Source organism: Neobacillus sp. GCM10027624 (assembly GCF_042675345.1).
In the GTDB taxonomy this organism is placed as follows: Bacteria; Bacillota; Bacilli; order Bacillales; family Cytobacillaceae; genus Neobacillus; species Neobacillus cucumis_D.
In genome coordinates this window covers 490,694-507,129 of sequence record NZ_JBHTHD010000008.1, presented here as the reverse complement: position 1 = coordinate 507,129, position 16,436 = coordinate 490,694, and the positions used below count along the sequence as shown (strand labels likewise).

General features: G+C 39.4%; 13 protein-coding genes and 2 riboswitches. Of the genes, 10 read left to right on the top strand and 3 right to left on the bottom strand.

Going from position 1 to position 16,436, the window contains the following annotated elements; all coding sequences use genetic code 11:
- The first annotated feature begins 850 nt into the window (after window positions 1-850).
- The 3 genes from ACFQZ9_RS13685 to queF all read left to right on the top strand — a co-directional run bounded on the left by ACFQZ9_RS13685 (window position 851) and on the right by queF (window position 3,369).
- Entirely contained in the window at window positions 851-2,026 is a 1,176-nt protein-coding gene (locus ACFQZ9_RS13685; protein ID WP_198310975.1) for a ParM/StbA family protein, read from the top strand.
- 14 nt (window positions 2,027-2,040) lie between these two features.
- On the top strand, window positions 2,041-2,637 hold the full coding sequence (locus ACFQZ9_RS13680; protein ID WP_498944215.1) for a hypothetical protein: 597 nt from the start codon (window positions 2,041-2,043) through the stop codon (window positions 2,635-2,637).
- 116 nt (window positions 2,638-2,753) lie between these two features.
- Window positions 2,754-2,800, top strand: a riboswitch (PreQ1 riboswitch).
- Between the two features lie 68 nt (window positions 2,801-2,868).
- On the top strand, window positions 2,869-3,369 hold the full coding sequence (gene queF / locus ACFQZ9_RS13675) for a preQ(1) synthase (protein ID WP_026573785.1): 501 nt from the start codon (window positions 2,869-2,871) through the stop codon (window positions 3,367-3,369).
- Window positions 3,370-3,432: 63 nt separating this feature from the next.
- On the opposite strand, the gene gdhA is transcribed toward queF, so the two are convergent.
- Window positions 3,433-4,812 carry an NADP-specific glutamate dehydrogenase gene (gdhA, locus tag ACFQZ9_RS13670; protein ID WP_498944214.1) on the bottom strand — a complete coding sequence of 460 codons (1,380 nt, stop codon included), beginning with the start codon at window positions 4,810-4,812 and terminating at the stop codon, window positions 3,433-3,435.
- Between the two features lie 149 nt (window positions 4,813-4,961).
- Here gdhA and gltC point away from each other — a divergent pair, with 149 nt between their 5' ends.
- Entirely contained in the window at window positions 4,962-5,867 is a 906-nt protein-coding gene (gene gltC / locus ACFQZ9_RS13665; protein WP_198310972.1) for a glutamate biosynthesis transcriptional regulator GltC, read from the top strand.
- Window positions 5,868-5,914: 47 nt separating this feature from the next.
- On the opposite strand, the gene ACFQZ9_RS13660 is transcribed toward gltC, so the two are convergent.
- Entirely contained in the window at window positions 5,915-7,171 is a 1,257-nt protein-coding gene (locus ACFQZ9_RS13660; RefSeq protein WP_498944213.1) for a GGDEF domain-containing protein, read from the bottom strand.
- Window positions 7,172-7,600: 429 nt separating this feature from the next.
- On the opposite strand from ACFQZ9_RS13660, the gene ACFQZ9_RS13655 reads away from it, so the two are divergent.
- The 5 genes from ACFQZ9_RS13655 to ACFQZ9_RS13635 all read left to right on the top strand — a co-directional run bounded on the left by ACFQZ9_RS13655 (window position 7,601) and on the right by ACFQZ9_RS13635 (window position 13,432).
- Complete coding sequence (locus ACFQZ9_RS13655; protein WP_498944212.1) at window positions 7,601-8,791, top strand: carboxylate--amine ligase; 1,191 nt, start codon at window positions 7,601-7,603, stop codon at window positions 8,789-8,791.
- Window positions 8,792-8,869: 78 nt separating this feature from the next.
- On the top strand, window positions 8,870-10,351 hold the full coding sequence (locus ACFQZ9_RS13650) for a UDP-N-acetylmuramoyl-L-alanyl-D-glutamate--2,6-diaminopimelate ligase (RefSeq protein ID WP_198310969.1): 1,482 nt from the start codon (window positions 8,870-8,872) through the stop codon (window positions 10,349-10,351).
- A gap of 70 nt (window positions 10,352-10,421) precedes the next feature.
- On the top strand, window positions 10,422-12,323 hold the full coding sequence (gene asnB, locus ACFQZ9_RS13645; RefSeq protein WP_498944210.1) for an asparagine synthase (glutamine-hydrolyzing): 1,902 nt from the start codon (window positions 10,422-10,424) through the stop codon (window positions 12,321-12,323).
- Window positions 12,324-12,369: 46 nt separating this feature from the next.
- Window positions 12,370-13,095 (top strand): cysteate racemase, encoded by a 726-nt coding sequence (gene cuyB / locus ACFQZ9_RS13640; protein ID WP_498944209.1) that lies wholly within the window; start codon window positions 12,370-12,372, stop codon window positions 13,093-13,095.
- Window positions 13,096-13,132: 37 nt separating this feature from the next.
- Window positions 13,133-13,432, top strand: a complete 300-nt coding sequence (locus ACFQZ9_RS13635) for a hypothetical protein (protein WP_498944208.1) — start codon at window positions 13,133-13,135, stop codon at window positions 13,430-13,432.
- A 50-nt stretch (window positions 13,433-13,482) separates the two neighbouring features.
- On the opposite strand, the gene ACFQZ9_RS13630 is transcribed toward ACFQZ9_RS13635, so the two are convergent.
- A complete protein-coding gene (locus ACFQZ9_RS13630) occupies window positions 13,483-15,132 on the bottom strand; it encodes a M20/M25/M40 family metallo-hydrolase (RefSeq protein WP_498944207.1) in 1,650 nt (549 codons plus the stop codon).
- 185 nt (window positions 15,133-15,317) lie between these two features.
- Window positions 15,318-15,499: riboswitch (Lysine riboswitch) on the top strand.
- Between the two features lie 91 nt (window positions 15,500-15,590).
- Between ACFQZ9_RS13630 and ACFQZ9_RS13625 the strand changes: the two genes are divergently transcribed.
- On the top strand, window positions 15,591-16,370 hold the full coding sequence (locus ACFQZ9_RS13625) for an ABC transporter substrate-binding protein (RefSeq protein WP_498944277.1): 780 nt from the start codon (window positions 15,591-15,593) through the stop codon (window positions 16,368-16,370).
- Window positions 16,371-16,436 lie beyond the last annotated feature (66 nt).

Here is a 16,436-nt window from a genome sequence, read left to right as displayed (position 1 = left end):
TAGGAAAGTTCGAATGTTTACAAAATTGTTTGCTAGTGTACTATTTGTAAACAATTGTATACGACTTTGTTTACGTGTATTCAAATGTGTTTGCACGGCTATTTAACGGTTATTTGTACGGATTTATTAACATTGTTTATAAGATATTACTATTCTCTATAGGTCACATTTCAACCTCATTGTTGATATAGCCACTACACTGATTGGAGCGGAAATTGATTGGCAAGTTTAACAGAACCTTTCAAAAAAAGATAATATGCTCATTAGGAGCGGTCTGTATTACCCCTTACTGCGTAAAAAATAATCGATAAAGAAACTGCGTGGGGATGGTTAAGAAAATGGAGATGTGACCTAAGACCAAAAGGCTAGGAAGAGCATTCTACTCTTTTATATACGTACTAGGCATGAGGGGAATGGTTTGCTACCAGATTGTGTAAAAGGTGTTGGCAATACCTTTTTAATCTATATCCAATCTGGTATAAGGAAACTAACATTATTCGTTTAAAGAGTGCCGTGCTAAGCTGTCGAACTCACTAGAATTTTAGATGTTTACAAAAATGTTTACTTGTGTACTATTTGTAAACGATTGTACACATATTTGTTTACATGTCCACGATTTCGTATACATCGCTCTATAACAATATGTGTACAAAGTTGTCACCGATGTTTACAAAAATGTGTACAAGCAAGCTTTGGTTTACAGGTTGTTTACAGGTTTACAGTTTTGTATCTTTTCGCAAGATACTATTGAAGAATCTATGGTTCCCCTTTATCCTTTAAATAGGCAAACTTGAAATACATACCTTTTCATAATACTAATCTATTAACCTATAAGGAGAGAGATAAAAAGATGTCGAATGCTAGAATTGCTGCTGTGGATGTAGGAAATGATTCAATTAAGGCTATTTTTGGGGAATTAGACTTCCAATTAACGGTTCCCAACATTATTGCAAGGGATACAGAAGACCGCCCAGTAATCGGGATTGAAGAATTGGATAATAAAAACCCTCTTGATGGAATTCATATTAAGGTACACTCCCCTGCCCTGAAGGAAAACAACGCAATTTATCGTATCGGTAATTTAGCAACTAAAAGTAATAATGCTGCAGAATTAGATCCAGGCAGCAGCAAATCAGAGGAAGACCAAACATTAGTCATGCTGTTTGCAACACTTGCTTTAGATGCTGTAAGAGCAGAAAATGAAAAGATTTTTCCGCGTATGAAAAATGTGATTGATGCAAATTACAATCTTGGAACTGGTCTCCCCCTTCGTGAGGTGAAAGAGGGCAAGGATGTGGGCTACCGTTCTAAATTGATTGGTTCCGTCCATCAAGTAGAATTCCTCGTAACACCAAAATACCAAGGTTTAAAGGTAAATATTAAATTTAATGAAGTAAAGGTTTATCCAGAAGGCTTTGCTGCCTTTATTAACCTTGTTATGGATAACAACTTAAAAATTATCAATAAAGATTTAATTGATAAAAGAATATTAATTCAAGATATCGGAGGATTGTCGACAGATATCGCTGTCATCAAGAACCGTAATGTCGATGATGATAAGGCACAGGGCTTTAACCTCGGTGTGTCCGAATCATTGGAGGCCATTCGTGAGGAAATTCGGACAAAACATGGCGTTGAACTAGACAGCCGCCGCGATGTGGTTGAAATTATTACAAGAAAAAATGACCGTAATCATATTATGGTAAAAGGTAGCCGGACAAGTGTTCATGATATCACCGACCGCATTCTTGTCGAATTAGCCAAAAAGCAATATCGCTTATTGCGCAACGTTTGGCAAAGGAACTCACAAACTGAAATTTGCTATTTTGTTGGCGGGGGTTCAATTGTTCTAAAGGAGTATATTAAAACCTTAAACAATCATTTAGATGGCTATAACATTGAATTTTTTGAAGATGAGAAAGAAAGTATTTGGATGATGGCAAATGCTTATTACAAGCTCATCACTGATTTTGTCAAAAAAAGTGAAAAGCCAAAAGTGGTACAAGAACCAGTTAAAAAAGCCTAAAATAGGGTGATCCTATGAAAAAGTCCACTTTAAGTGAAATTAAGCGGGGGCAGGCCATCTCCTTTCGTATCCCTTCGGATACACCTGATCATTTAGTAAAGCAACTGCAAAGTTTAAAGGAGACCGAGAGAAGGAACTTTTCAAGTAAAATTGCTGACTTTGTTATGCAGGGTGTGGCGAGTTCTTATGCAAGGGAGAAGGAAACCATCACGATTCCCCTCCCCCATAAACTAAGTAAGTCACAGCGAGATTGGCTGAAACATGAACATTCCCTTGCCCTAATGGGAAGCATTGTTTATCATCTATTGGCCGACCCTGTAAGGTCAACAGCACTGCTTGCTTCGTTAAATAGCAGCTCATTAGATATTGACGAGGCCTTGTACCTTCAGGAAGAACCGAAAGAGGTCAAATCACCTGTCCGATCAACTTTTCCAACAATGGAAGAAACAGCAACTGCCATAGTGCTAGACCTCGAGGATGACTTAAACACCTTTGATTGGGAAAACGTATCGCAAGGTCAACCGCACGGCGCCGAAGAAGAAACAGAACAAGAAGTGGAAAGTAACCTAGACGACCTGCTCGGTGATTTCCTTGCGAGTATGAATAAATAATTCGACAAAATTCGGGTGGTGCCTGGCACCACCCGAATTTTGTCGAATATCATTTTCCAGTTGACGTTTTTCCACATGTTCTTTATGATTATGAGAGAATTATATACTCGTGTTTAACGGGAGAGGTTCATAGCGGAAACCCTCTATAAAAAACTATGGATACATGACGATTATGCCATGTCCATATAGGACATGGCTTTTTTGTTTGATATTTTTACAGGAGGTCTTTTTATGTCTGGCAGAAACCATGAAGAAGGTTTAAAGGATTTGACTTTATTAGGAAATCAGAATACACAGTATTCATTTGAATATGCACCTGAAGTATTAGAGGCAGTCGATAATCTCCATGTAAATCGGGATTACTTTGTAAAATTTAACTGTCCAGAGTTCACAAGTCTTTGTCCACTAACAAAGCAGCCCGATTTTGCAACCATGTATATTTCTTATATTCCAGATAAAAAAATCGTCGAAAGCAAATCATTGAAATTATACCTTTTCAGCTTCCGAAATCACGGTGATTTCCATGAGGACTGCGTCAATATAATTATGAACGACTTAATTAAGTTGCTTGATCCACGCTATATCGAGGTGTGGGGTAAATTCACACCGCGCGGCGGCATTTCGATTGACCCTTGGTGCAATTACGGAAAACCAGGAACGAAATATGAAGAAATGGCTCAATTCCGCTTAATGAATCATGATCTATATCCAGAAAAAGTAGATAACCGATAAAAATAAAGACAGTCACCAGTTTTAAAAGCTGGTGACTGTCTTTGTGTATATCTTGAGTTCGTTTTAAATACCATGTGCAATCATGGCGTCTGCTACTTTTATAAAACCTGCAATATTTGCACCGACAACCAAATTTCCTGGATAGCCATATTCCTCTGATGCCTTTACACTGGTATGGTAAATATTGACCATAATCTTGTGCAGCTTTTGATCGACTTCTTCAAACGTCCATGCTAGACGTGCGCTGTTTTGTGACATTTCTAATGCAGAAACAGCTACACCGCCGGCATTTGCAGCCTTTGCCGGAGCGAAAAGAACATCATTTTGAAGGAATATGTCAATCGCTGCAAGAGTCGATGGCATATTGGCTCCTTCACCGACTGCTTTAACACCATTGGAAACAAGAATATTTGCGGAAACTTCATCGATTTCATTTTGTGTCGCACATGGTAAGGCGATATCACATGGAATTGTCCAGATTCCATTGCAGCCCTCATAATAGTGGGCATGAGGATGGACATTTACATATTCACTAATTCTTTTTCTTTCGACTTCCTTTAACCGTTTTACGGTTTCAAGGTTAATTCCGCTTTCATCATAAACATAGCCGCTCGAGTCGCTGCAGGCAACAATTTTTGCACCTAATTGTGAGGCTTTTTCCATTGCATATATTGCAACATTTCCGGAGCCTGAAACAGCAACTGTACTTCCTTGTAGGCTAAGACCACGGTCTTTCAGCATCTCTTCTACAAAATAAACCAACCCGTAGCCTGTTGCTTCTGTACGCGCTAAACTTCCGCCATATCCAAGACCTTTACCGGTTAAGACACCTGCTTCAAAGCCACCGCGTATTCTTTTATATTGGCCAAAAAGGTAGCCAATTTCCCTTGCACCAACACCGATATCACCAGCTGGAACATCTACATCCGGCCCGATATGCCGATAAAGTTCGGTCATAAAGCTTTGGGTAAAACGCATAATTTCTCCATCAGATTTACCCTTAGGGTCAAAATCTGAGCCGCCTTTCCCTCCGCCAATAGGCAAACCGGTTAAGGAATTTTTTAAAATTTGCTCAAAGCCTAAGAATTTAATAATACTGGCATTTACGGAAGGATGAAAACGCAATCCGCCCTTATAAGGGCCGATGGTATTGTTAAACTGAACTCGGAAACCTCGGTTTACTTGGACTTTTCCTTTATCGTCAACCCATGGAACCCGAAAACTAATCGTGCGGTCAGGTTCAACCAGTCTTTCAAGAATGCCATGCTGCATGTATTTTGGATATTTTGCGAAAACAGGAATAAGTGATTCTGTGATTTCCTTTACCGCCTGATGAAACTCATCTTCATTTGGATTTCGCTTTTTTACCATTTCAAATACTTCTTTAACATATTCTTTTGCCAATAGGAGTTCTACCTGATTGACCTCTTCAATTGCCGCCATTCCTTTTCTCCCCCTACCACAATTTTTCTATTTATTTTTTAAATTATTGGAATTATTATTATGAAATATTTTATAATGGAGAAATAATCGAATCAATATAAATAATAGATTAGAATCATGCTGAATTGAGATGAATGGTGGTTAGTGCTGTGGAATTAAGGCAAATACAGTATTTTATCGAAGTTGCAAAGCGTGAACATATGACAGAGGCTGCGCAGAAGTTAAATGTAGCACAGTCCGCAATAAGCCGGCAAATTGTTAATTTAGAATCAGAGCTTGGGGTTGACTTGTTTTTCCGTGAAGGCAGGAATGTACGATTAACGCCAATAGGGAAAATATTTCTTGAACATATGGAACAAGCATTAACGGTGATTGAAAATGGGTTGAGAGAGGTTGAGGAGTATCTTGATCCGGAAAATGGGGTCATTCGAATTGGCTTTCCCAGCAGCCTTGCTGCCCATACACTGCCAACTGCCATTTCGGCATTTCGTGAACGTTATCCACTAGTGAAATTCCACCTGCGGCAAAGCTCCTACCATTCTTTAATTGATGGAGTGATCAAAGGAGATATTGATATGGCCTTAATTGGCCCGGTGCCAAAACATGAGGCGAAAGTAAAAGGAAGCACCTTATTCACGGATAGTATTGTCGCACTTTTGCCGGTGGATCATCGTCTTGCAGGGCAGCGTACTTTGGAGCTAAATCAACTGCGGGAGGAATCATTTGTTTTGTTCCCTCCGAAATTTATCTTAAATGAAATCATTGTAAATGCGTGCAGACAACTAGGGTTTGAGCCAAAGGTGTCATTCGAAGGAGAAGATATTGATGCAATTAAAGGCTTAGTTTCTGCCGGGTTGGGAGTGACGTTGATTCCTGAAATTACATTGGTGGACAGCCTGCCGCGCGGAACAGTTAAAATTCCTGTAATGGAACCGTCTGTGACTCGTTCCGTTGGGGTCATCATCCCCCGTGACCGTGAATTACTTCCAACAGAGAAGCTGTTTTATGAGTTTTTAAAGGAATTTTTCTCAATGTTGGAAGGATATCAAAACTAAAAAAGACCCTGTGCTTGTGCCCGATTAATTGGCCAGGGTCTTCCTTCTTACACTAGCTGGTGGTTTGTTTCGCTTACTTTTGCTCCATTCGTCGACGATAAACGGTTTCTGCCTAACTGTTTCGACTGCAGCAGCAATTGATCGGCATACACATATCCTTTTTCCATTGAGACTATTTCATTTACTTTAAAGAAATACAGTCCAAATGAAGAGGTATAGTGTATGGTGGCTGTTTCGCCCTTATACTCAACATTAACTTTACTACTTTCAAGGCTCTGCAGGATGGTTTCAATTAATGCGGCACATTGTTCAAAATGCCGATGCCGAAGAAACAACGTAAATTCTTCTCCGCCGCTCCGAAACAAATAATCGTCCATCAAAATATAGCTTTTTAATGTGGCTGCAAAATGCTGAATGACCTGATCACCGACAGCATGGTTATAGTTATCATTAATTTGCTTAAACTTATCAATATCAGCGACAACAATTCCGAGATATTCACCAGTTTGATTCAATTCCTCCATCTTTTTGTCCATAAAGGCCCGGTTAAACACCCCAGTCAAAAAGTCGGTATAGGCCATCTGCTCAAACCGATCCCTTTCAATCTTATTTTGAATATGCTGTGATTTTGAAACGAAGGAACGGCTGACTAGATAATTAAGAATAAACAGACTGATCAGCATCTCCCATTTTTGTTCCTGGAGGAATAAAAATAATAGACCGTTTGTGAACGATAATTTCCCCATATCAAGCACGCTTCTGCTTTTGAAAAAATCGATCGCTTCCTTACCCGTCTTAATATCCCCTAGGAAATAGAAGATTAAAACGAGATAAAGATCAGACAGGACTGAGGTAACTGTTACGAGTAAAAACATTAAAATCCAAAAGCCGAATGGGACTCCCTGAAATTTTGGATAGTAAGTATGGAATAAATAAAAAGCAATTGAATTATTCAATACAAAAGCACCGATATTATAAAATGTATCGGTAAATTCATGGGGATCGGCTGTTTTAGTTACTTTCTTATAAAAAAAGACAATAAAGCGGTAAAAGGTTTCAAAAATAAACAAGCCTAGTGGGCCGGTAAATAATCCAATCGATAAGCTATAGGAAATTCCATAATCAACGGAGGTACTTCCATTTTTGCTTGTAATCCTCAGGTGATGATAGAGGCAGGAAAATAACAAATACAAAAGAAAAGCCTTCATGTAGAGGTTATTTTCGATGCTAATAGGTCTGGAGCCTATTGCGGCAGCCAATGAAGCAAAAAATAGTAAAAACGTTAAGATATTGGCCTTTAACATCGTAATTTGCTTCCCCCTCCCCAGGCTATATCTCCCATTTTACCGTAAATCACCTAATGGTGCATAAGTATTTTCAGATAAATCAAACTTGCAAATTATGGAATATATCCAAAAGCCCTTCATATATATTGACGGTGCGTGCCGCCAATATATAGTCGGAATATTAATGCGAATAATGGTTTGAGGCAAGATTATTGTGCTATGATGGGTGCTAATCTTTATTTTAAGGATTTTACCTAAATAATTACAATTCTATTTTGGTTAAATTACTTTATAATAATGGAGTATCGTCATATAATATAGATGCTAAATTTTTCGAGCGTTTTTGCAAAAAGAATTATAAATCTTGTAATCTACCTCCAGATAGTGTTGATATAAATCGAATATTATAGAATGTGAGAACGGACTAGGGAACGAAGGAATGAGGAGATGGAAAAAGTGAGTAATAAGGCAGTCATTTTGGGGTGTAACTATTATATCGGGTTAAGTGTCATCCGCTGCTTGGGTGTGCACGGGATTCAAACAGTTGCGGTTGATTATTCAGAGGAAAATACGTACGGAGCCAAATCAAAATATACATCAGAGCGGCTGATCGCACCTCATTATAAAAATGAATCGGAACAATTCATTCAGTTTTTAATTGATTACGCAAAAAAACAAAATGCGAAACCGGTGTTATTTCCATGTCATGATTCTTATTTGGAAGTCATCGATGAATACTTAGATGAAATCAGAAAATACTACTTGATTCCGCAGACGGAACAAGGTTTATATACGAAGGCCATGAATAAAGAAGTATTGCACCGTATTGCGATGGAAAAAGGTGTGAATGTACCGGAAACGGTTCGGGTAAACGAAGAAAACCTTTTTGAAAAAGTAGAAAGCATCTTGAAATACCCATGTATTGTAAAACCAACCGATTCCCCTACCTTCGTGGCCAAATTTAGAAGGAAACTTTTTAAGGTCCATAATCGTCAAGAATTACAGGAAGCATTGGCCAAAGCTGAAGAAGCGGGCCTAGAAGTCATTATACAAAGGATTATTCCCGGCTTCGATGATCATATGCACACCTTTGATGCGTATTTAAACCAGGATTCGAAGGTGTCCCACTGGGCAACCTTCCAAAAGTTCCGCCAGTACCCAATCAATTTTGGCGCATCTGTTTATACCGGCCAAAAATATATTCCGGAGCTGTATGAAATTGGCGCGAAATTTTTAGAGGAAATCGGCTGGAAGGGGTTTGCCGAAATTGAATTTAAAAAGGATGCCAATACAGGTAAGTTTTATTTAATTGAAATCAATGCACGTACGACAAACTTTAATACGTTAATTAATAAAATTGGCTTGAATATGCCATACATCGCCTACCGCGAGCTAACCGGCAATCCACTGCCTCCTAAGGCAATTAAAGAAAATACCGGTCAGGTTTTCTGGTATGGCTATGAAGATATGCTTGCTGTGAAGGATTATATTAAAACAGGACAGCTGACCGTCCCGCAGGTTGTGAAATCGCTGTTTAAAAAACACGCCTACGCAATTTGGGATTGGAAGGATCCAAAACCAGGGTTATCTTATGCTGGAATCATTGCGGGAAAAGTTGCGAAGAAATTTTTAAAATAAAACTGGACCATGTGTGGTCCAGTTCATCTTTTTATTGTTTTTCTTAAAACTTACTAGAATAAAAATGGAGTTGATTACATGTTATTAACGGACGTTGTTAAAGACCTTGAATTTGAACCAATTAAGGGAGAGTTAGACAGGGAAGTAAACTCCATTGCCTATGATTCTAGGGAAGTAGTGGAAAATGGTCTCTTTGTCGCAATTTCAGGTTTTAAAGTCGACGGGCACCAATTTATTGAAAAAGCAATTGAAATGGGTGCGACAACTATTATTGTTGAAAAGGATATTTGGGTTGAAGACTATGTAACCATTCTAAAGGTGGCAGACTCCCGAAAGGCATTAGCCAGAGTTTCAGCTAACTTTTACAATAATCCAACAGAAAAATTAAATTTAATTGGGATTACGGGAACGAATGGAAAAACCTCAATCACCTATTTTCTGAAATCAATTTTTGAAGAAGCTAAAAAATCAGTGGGGCTGATCGGTACAATCGGAACAGTCATTGACAATAAACTCATGAAGAATCAAAACACAACACCGGAGTCGTTAAACCTGCAAAAAATCTTTACCGATATGGTTGAAGCAGGTACGGATGATTGCATTATGGAGGTCTCCTCCCATGCGCTCAGCCTAAACAGGGTTGCTTATAGCAACTTTAATACAGGGATTTTCACCAATCTTACCCCGGATCATTTAGAGCTTCACCACAATATGGAAGACTATTTTCAAGCGAAGGCTCTTTTATTTGATATGACGCAGGATTATAATATCATCAATAACGATGACCCTTATGGAAAGCGGCTCATTGATCAAATAAAGGATTACGATACTACCCTGATTACGTATGGCATGGATTCCGATGCCGATATCTATGCATCTGATATTCGCTATTTTGCTGATTATACTCTTTTTACAGCCAATACCCCAAGAGGAAACATCGAAGTAAGAGTGAACATTCCCGGGGATATTTATGTGTATAACAGTTTAGCTGCGATTGCTTGTGCGTACTGTCACAAGATTGATCTGCAAACTATTCAAAAAGGAATCCGCAACCTTGAAGGGATTAAGGGCCGGATGGAAGTGGTCTTTAAGGACAAGGATTATAAGATCGTGATTGATTTTGCTCATACAGAAGATGGACTGGAAAAGGCTCTCACATCGCTTAGACCTTACACAAAAGGCAAATTAATTGTGGTCTTTGGTGTCTATGCGCCAGATAGTGAAATCGGTAGATTGAAGCGTCGGGCGATGGGTAAAACAGCGGCCAAATTTGCTGATTTAGCCATTGTCACTTCCGACAATCCAAAGGATTTAGATCCGAATTTCATTATTGACGAAATTGTTGAAGCAGTTGAGGAAGAGAATGGAAACTATAAAGTTTTTGTTGACCGCTTAGAAGCTATTCAATATGCGATTCATGTAAGCACGGAAGAAGATACGATCCTGATTGCCGGAAAAGGCCATGAAACAGCCCAAATCGTCGGTAAAAAGGAAATTCCTTTTAATGAAGCGGAAATTGTAAAGGAAACGTTAAAGAATCGTAAACTATTAGTGTTTTAATAGAGATGGATAAAAAACTTTTACTATAATCCATAATTATTCAAAGCAGAACGAAAGGTGATAATTAACTATGTGTGGTTTTGTAGGCTTTGCCGATACAAGCACGACTGTAGATAAAGTAACGACAGTGAATAATATGATGGACACGATCATCCACCGCGGACCGGACAGCGGCGGTGTGTTTACCGATGAGCGTGTAGCCTTTGGCTTTAGACGACTTTCGATTATCGACTTATCTGAGGAAGCAAGTCAGCCAATGTACAATGAAGATAACAGCGTGGTGCTAATTTTTAACGGGGAAATTTATAACTTTGAAGAAATTCGCAAGGACCTCGTGGCAAAAGGACACCAATTTAGAAGCCATACCGACAGTGAGGTTATCCTACACGGCTACGAAGAGTATGGCGTTGATTTACTGCAAAAAGTGAGAGGAATGTTTGCCTTCTCGATCTGGGATCAGAAAAAACAAGAGATGTTCTTAGCACGTGACTTCTTTGGTATCAAGCCACTTTACTATACACAGAACACAACAGATAGCTCGTTTATCTTTGGTTCGGAAATTAAAGCATTTTTAAAGCATCCATCCTTTAAAAAGGAATTAAACAAGGATGCCCTTAAACCATACCTTACGTTCCAATATTCTGTACTTGATGAAACCTTCTTTAAAGGTGTATTCAAGTTAAAGCCTGGCCATTACATGATCTATAAAAATGGTAAGGCCGACATCAAGTCTTATTGGGATGTTAACTTTGATGAAAATCAAGACAGTTTAGAGCATTATGTGGAAAAAATAAAAACCACAGTCGAAGAATCCGTGAAGTACCATAAGATTAGTGATGTGAAAGTCGGCTCATTTTTATCCGGCGGGATTGATTCTAGCTACATCACTTCCCTGTTAAAGCCAAATAAAACTTTCTCTGTTGGCTTCCAGGACCATGAGGGAATCTTCAACGAAACCAATCTTGCCAAGGATTTATCAGATATTCTTGGAATTGAAAATCATAAATCTGTTATTAATGCAGATGAATGCTTTGAGAAGCTGCCAACGATCCAATACCATATGGATGAACCGCAATCCAACCCGTCCTCTGTACCGTTATATTTCTTGGCAGAGCTTGCAAGTAAGCATGTTACTGTCGTGTTGTCTGGTGAAGGTGCCGATGAAATTTTCGGTGGTTATGAGTGGTACCGCCCTACACCAGCAATGGCGAAATATGAAAAAATTCCATTTGCCCTCCGCCGCGCGGCTTCAAATGTGGCAAAGGCATTACCGCAGAACCGCATTACGGGCTTCCTTGTCAAAGGCGGCCAAACGGTTGAGGAAACCTTCATTGGCGAAGCAAAGGTTTGGGATGAAAATGATGCTTTAAAAGTATTAAAGGATGACTTTAAGAAGGGTCCTTCCGTTCGAAGCATTACACAAAAAGTCTATAATAAAGTGAAAAATAAAGATGATGTAACGAAAAAGCAATATCTTGATTTGAAGCTATGGCTTCCTGGCGATATTCTGTTAAAGGCAGATAAAATGAGCTGTGCGCACTCGATTGAGCTCCGTGTTCCGTTCTTGGATAAGGTAGTGATGGGAATGGCTTCACACATTCCTACACCGCTTCGTGTGAATCAGGAAAATACGAAATATGCACTGCGTACTGCAGCGAAGGAAGTATTGCCGGAAGAATGGGCTAATCGTCCAAAGGTCGGCTTCCCTGTGCCAATCCGCTATTGGCTGCGTGAAGAAAAGTATTATAATTTGGTCAAAGAAAGTTTTCAGTCCGATATTGCCAAAGAATTCTTTAACACTGATGAATTGGTGAAATTTTTGGACGACCATTACCATAACAGACACAACTATGCACGTTATATCTGGACAGCATATGTTTTCCTAGTTTGGTATAAAAAGTTTTTCGTAGAATTAGAGTCGGAAGCCCCTTCACAGAGCGCAAAACAAGCCGACGAGTTGGTTACGGTTTAATCTTTTTTAACGGATCGATAATTTTCAAGAAATGGAAGGTGGTTGAATGAAAAGTTTAGGTGTAATCGGTGGAATGGGTCCCAAGGCTACCTCTGTATTTTTCGATAAGGTGGTTGAAAATACAGTCGCTGATCGGGATCAAGACCATATCGATATCATGATCCTGAATCACGCCACCTTACCGGACCGTACCGAAGCCATTTTAAATGGCCGGGATGATTTATTTTTAGATGCAGTGAAAAAGGACTTCAAACTATTGGAGTTTGCCGGTGTTTCTCATATCGCGATTCCTTGTAATACTTCCCATTATTTTTACGATCAAATGCAGGCCATGACAGAGATTCCGATTATTCATATGGTTGATGAAACGCTAAAGGCGATTTATCAAAAATACGGTGAAAACGCTAAGGTGGGTCTGTTAGCAACAAAAGGAACGATCAGCAGCGGTATTTACGAAAAAGAATCCAGCAAATACAAGATGCAGATGTATGTTCCGAGTGAAGCCGTCCAAAAACAGACGATGGACATTATTTACAGCATAAAGGCGGACAAAATGATTGACCCGCTGGAGCTCGAAGAGATGATCCATCAGCTTATTTTTGATGAAGGATGTAACTGTGTCGTTCTTGCCTGTACGGAGCTATCTTGTGTAAGGATTGGTGATGAGGCAGCGCAGTACTGTGTAGATGCATTGGAGGTTCTCGTTGAACAGTCCATTACCCTTTCAGGCGGTACCTCGAAAAAACAAAATAGTGCAGCTGTGTATTCTTAATAGATTTGCATGCTACGGAGCGGAAGGTGGGATTTTCATGGCACCAACTGAAATGGAAAAATTAGAAACGTTTTTAGCAGAGTCGTTCTCGGACGGGGTAAGTTTTCGCGAGCTGCGATTATCTGACGAGGAAGTAGATTACTTACTAAGAAGGTATCCAAACGCCAGTGTTTTGAAGAGCACTGCTTTGGAATCCGAGGATAATAAAGCCTGGTATGAAGTCAATATATTGCCCACTTACGATGCTGAATCGAAGTTTGAAGACATTCAAAAGGAAAATGAACGGTTAAAGCAAGAAGTGGAAGCATTGAAAAAGGCATTGGTTACACAGGGATAATCGATATAAAAACACCTAGCCACAGGATGATGGGCTAGGTGTTTTCTTATTTATGCCAAGAGCCTGCTGATAACGAGGTTGGTTAAGTTTGGTACGACTTCTAGGGAGTAGGTCATTTCCATTCGTTCCAGTTTTTTATGGGCATCCACCCCATAAGGACCAATATTGATAACAGGAACATTTAACTCACGGATATCCTGATATTCTACATAGTGCTTGGTTCCCCAACCGGGATTATTTTTCGAAACGGCATTAATTCCCTCTTGATCATCACTTAAAGCAACAAAACTCATATCTGAAATATACGGGAAGAAGTTCCTTGTCACAATTGGGTGCTGATAGATAGGCTGTACCGCCTGCACTGCTTCATCCAAGGCGTCAATCAAGGCCTGCTCACGGCTTGTTTTCCCTGTTAATTCGATTCTCGGGGAATACAGTGAAGAGTAAAACAGAATGATGGCAGGATTTTTATCCTTCATCCATTTCCAGGCTTCCTCCACTACTCTTGCCGCAAACATCCGCGTATCAAGTTCTTGATTTTGCAACAATGTCTCTTTAAATTCATTCATATGACGAACGAACGCATCCCCATGTTCCGCTATAAGCATTTGTTCCATTTCCTCGTATGTAAACACTCGAGGTGCCCATGGCAGTTCTACATAAGGCTCGCCACTCGCCGCACTGTAACGTTTATAGCGTTCATCAAAAGATGCAAGTGCCCTTTCAAAGGCAATTAGTGCCTGCTCCTTTAACTTTTCCAGCACATCCTTTGGAGACCATGAGTGGATAAAAAAGTTGTAGTAAACATATGCAGATAGGGCGGTCTGTACGGTATAGGATGGTTTAAGGTCGGTTTGCTTTAAGGAAACAGGCGGTACCGTCGTCTCCCCAAATGCCTCGTTACAAAGCTCAGGGTTATAATTAATCTGTTTGGTTAGTTCTGCCGCAATAAAGTTCGGGTCTAAGCCCTCAAAGCAGGAGCCGACATGGGTTTCAGCGCCTGTGATAAAAAACGATGGCAGGAGCTTCCCAACCGTGCCTTTATAAATATAGCGGTTTATATCACCAGCATAGCGGGGCGATACGAAATCGGAATTAATGGCCGCAACATAATCAAAGTCATGTTCCTCCTTCCAATTTTTTAATACTTTTAAGGCAGATAAAATACCGTGGGAGCTGTCCTCCTCATCACATTCTGCTAAAAAGACAAGATTTCCGTCCAATTCCTCAGGATGCTCTGAATAGTATTGTAAAAGATAAAGATGGCTGGCGACACCGCTCTTCATATCAAGGACGCCACGTCCAAACAGCCAGTCCCCGGATTCCAAATGTTCTTTTGCAGAAACAGGGAGCTCTTCCTGCCTTAGTGCTTCCATTAACTCATCAGGAAAACACGCGCGCTCCTTTAATTGATTAAAATCATCGATTCCTACCGTATCAATATGACCCATTAAAATAACCGTTCGATTGCTTGTACCTTTTGTTCCCTTCACAAAGGCCAGCACATTGTAGCGTTCATGAATATCATTAATTGTCTTCTCTAATGTCAAGTAGGATGTGTTTTTGGAGAAATAAGGAAGATCTGCGATAATTTTATATAATGAATTGGCAATTGCCTTCTCGCCAGCTGTATTAACGATACTTTCTACATTCACGAGCTGAGTGGTTAAAGCAAGAACCGCTTCCCGGCTTTCAAGCATGGTACATTCCCCTTTTTGAATAAAATGTTTTTACAAAAATGTATACCTAAAGATTTTTGGCGTCAAGTAGTTTATTAATATAATATTTTTTGAATATTTATTATTGATTTTATCATATTATTTCGCTATACTAAAAACTGTTATTTGAAAAATAAAATAATAAATCCTCATCTTTTCAAGTTTTGAGATGGGGTAGAGGTCGCGATTTTTAAGAGTATCCTATTGGAGATTTAGTGAAATCTATGAAAATAGGAAAAAGGAATAATCGCCGAAGTCACTGAAATCACTAGTTTCAGGAGGCTGGGTCTGCACTCAAACAGGGGCAGAACTGTCACAATTTAGTGAATTGTGGAGAACTATCTTTTTCAAAGCTTAAAGATGAGGGTGTGCCAGGCACCGTCATAAGAATATGGCGGTGCCTTTTTTAATTTAAAGGAGGGAATATTGTGAAAAGAATAATGATTCTGCTAACAGTTGCGCTTGTATTTGTTTTATCAGCATGCGGAACGAAGCAAAATAACGAAACGGCTACAGCAAAAGGTTCTGACTTAAAACTAGTAAAGGATGGCTCGTTAACCTTTGCGATGAGCGGTTTATATCCGCCATTAAACTTTAAAAAGGATGGGAAATTGTCTGGATTTGATGTGGAAATTGGGAACGAAATTGCAAAAAGAATCGGTTTAAAGGCAAACCCTGTAACGAACCCATGGGAAACAATTATTCAAGGATTAAAAGCAAACAAGTATGACGCCATTATCGGAAGCATGACCGCAACACCTGAGCGGGACAAGCAGGTTGATTTTACAAACCCATACTATTTATCAGGCGCGCAAGTTTTTGTTGCAGACAGCAATAATGCTATTCAATCAAAAGACGATTTAAAAGGGAAAACCATCGGAGTGATCCAATCCAGCACATGGAAGGATATGGCGGTTAAATTATCCGATAAGGTAAAGGGCTATCCAAGTGATGTTTACGCCCTTCAAGACTTAGCGTTAGGCCGTATTGATGCAGTGATCACGGATAAAATTGTTGGTTTGAATGCCAAAAATGAAAAGCATTTAAAAATTAAAGCGGTTGGTGACCTGTTAAATGAGGACCGTGTTAGTGTAGCGGTAACGGAAGGAAACAAGGCGCTCACAGATAAAATCAACAAAGCCATTGCTGACATGCAAAAGGATGGCACCTATGAAAAGATCAGTAAGAAATGGTTCAATGAAAATCTTTTAGAAAAATAAAAAAGCTTTTTAGGGAGGCTGTAACATTGACATTTTTACACAATGTGACGGGGATCTTAAGTGAAA

Excerpts from the sequence above, each read along its gene's own strand:
- asnB (WP_498944210.1), top strand. The coding sequence starts at position 10,422 with ATGTGTGGTTTTGTAGGCTTTGCCGATACAAGCACGACTGTAGATAAA.
- ACFQZ9_RS13635 (WP_498944208.1), top strand. The coding sequence starts at position 13,133 with ATGGCACCAACTGAAATGGAAAAATTAGAAACGTTTTTAGCAGAGTCG.
- gdhA (WP_498944214.1), bottom strand. The coding sequence starts at position 4,812 with ATGGCGGCAATTGAAGAGGTCAATCAGGTAGAACTCCTATTGGCAAAA.
- cuyB (WP_498944209.1), top strand. The coding sequence starts at position 12,370 with ATGAAAAGTTTAGGTGTAATCGGTGGAATGGGTCCCAAGGCTACCTCT.
- ACFQZ9_RS13630 (WP_498944207.1), bottom strand. The coding sequence starts at position 15,132 with ATGCTTGAAAGCCGGGAAGCGGTTCTTGCTTTAACCACTCAGCTCGTG.
- ACFQZ9_RS13650 (WP_198310969.1), top strand. The coding sequence starts at position 8,870 with ATGTTATTAACGGACGTTGTTAAAGACCTTGAATTTGAACCAATTAAG.
- ACFQZ9_RS13685 (WP_198310975.1), top strand. The coding sequence starts at position 851 with ATGTCGAATGCTAGAATTGCTGCTGTGGATGTAGGAAATGATTCAATT.
- queF (WP_026573785.1), top strand. The coding sequence starts at position 2,869 with ATGTCTGGCAGAAACCATGAAGAAGGTTTAAAGGATTTGACTTTATTA.
- ACFQZ9_RS13660 (WP_498944213.1), bottom strand. The coding sequence starts at position 7,171 with ATGTTAAAGGCCAATATCTTAACGTTTTTACTATTTTTTGCTTCATTG.
- ACFQZ9_RS13625 (WP_498944277.1), top strand. The coding sequence starts at position 15,591 with ATGATTCTGCTAACAGTTGCGCTTGTATTTGTTTTATCAGCATGCGGA.
- ACFQZ9_RS13655 (WP_498944212.1), top strand. The coding sequence starts at position 7,601 with ATGGAAAAAGTGAGTAATAAGGCAGTCATTTTGGGGTGTAACTATTAT.
- ACFQZ9_RS13680 (WP_498944215.1), top strand. The coding sequence starts at position 2,041 with ATGAAAAAGTCCACTTTAAGTGAAATTAAGCGGGGGCAGGCCATCTCC.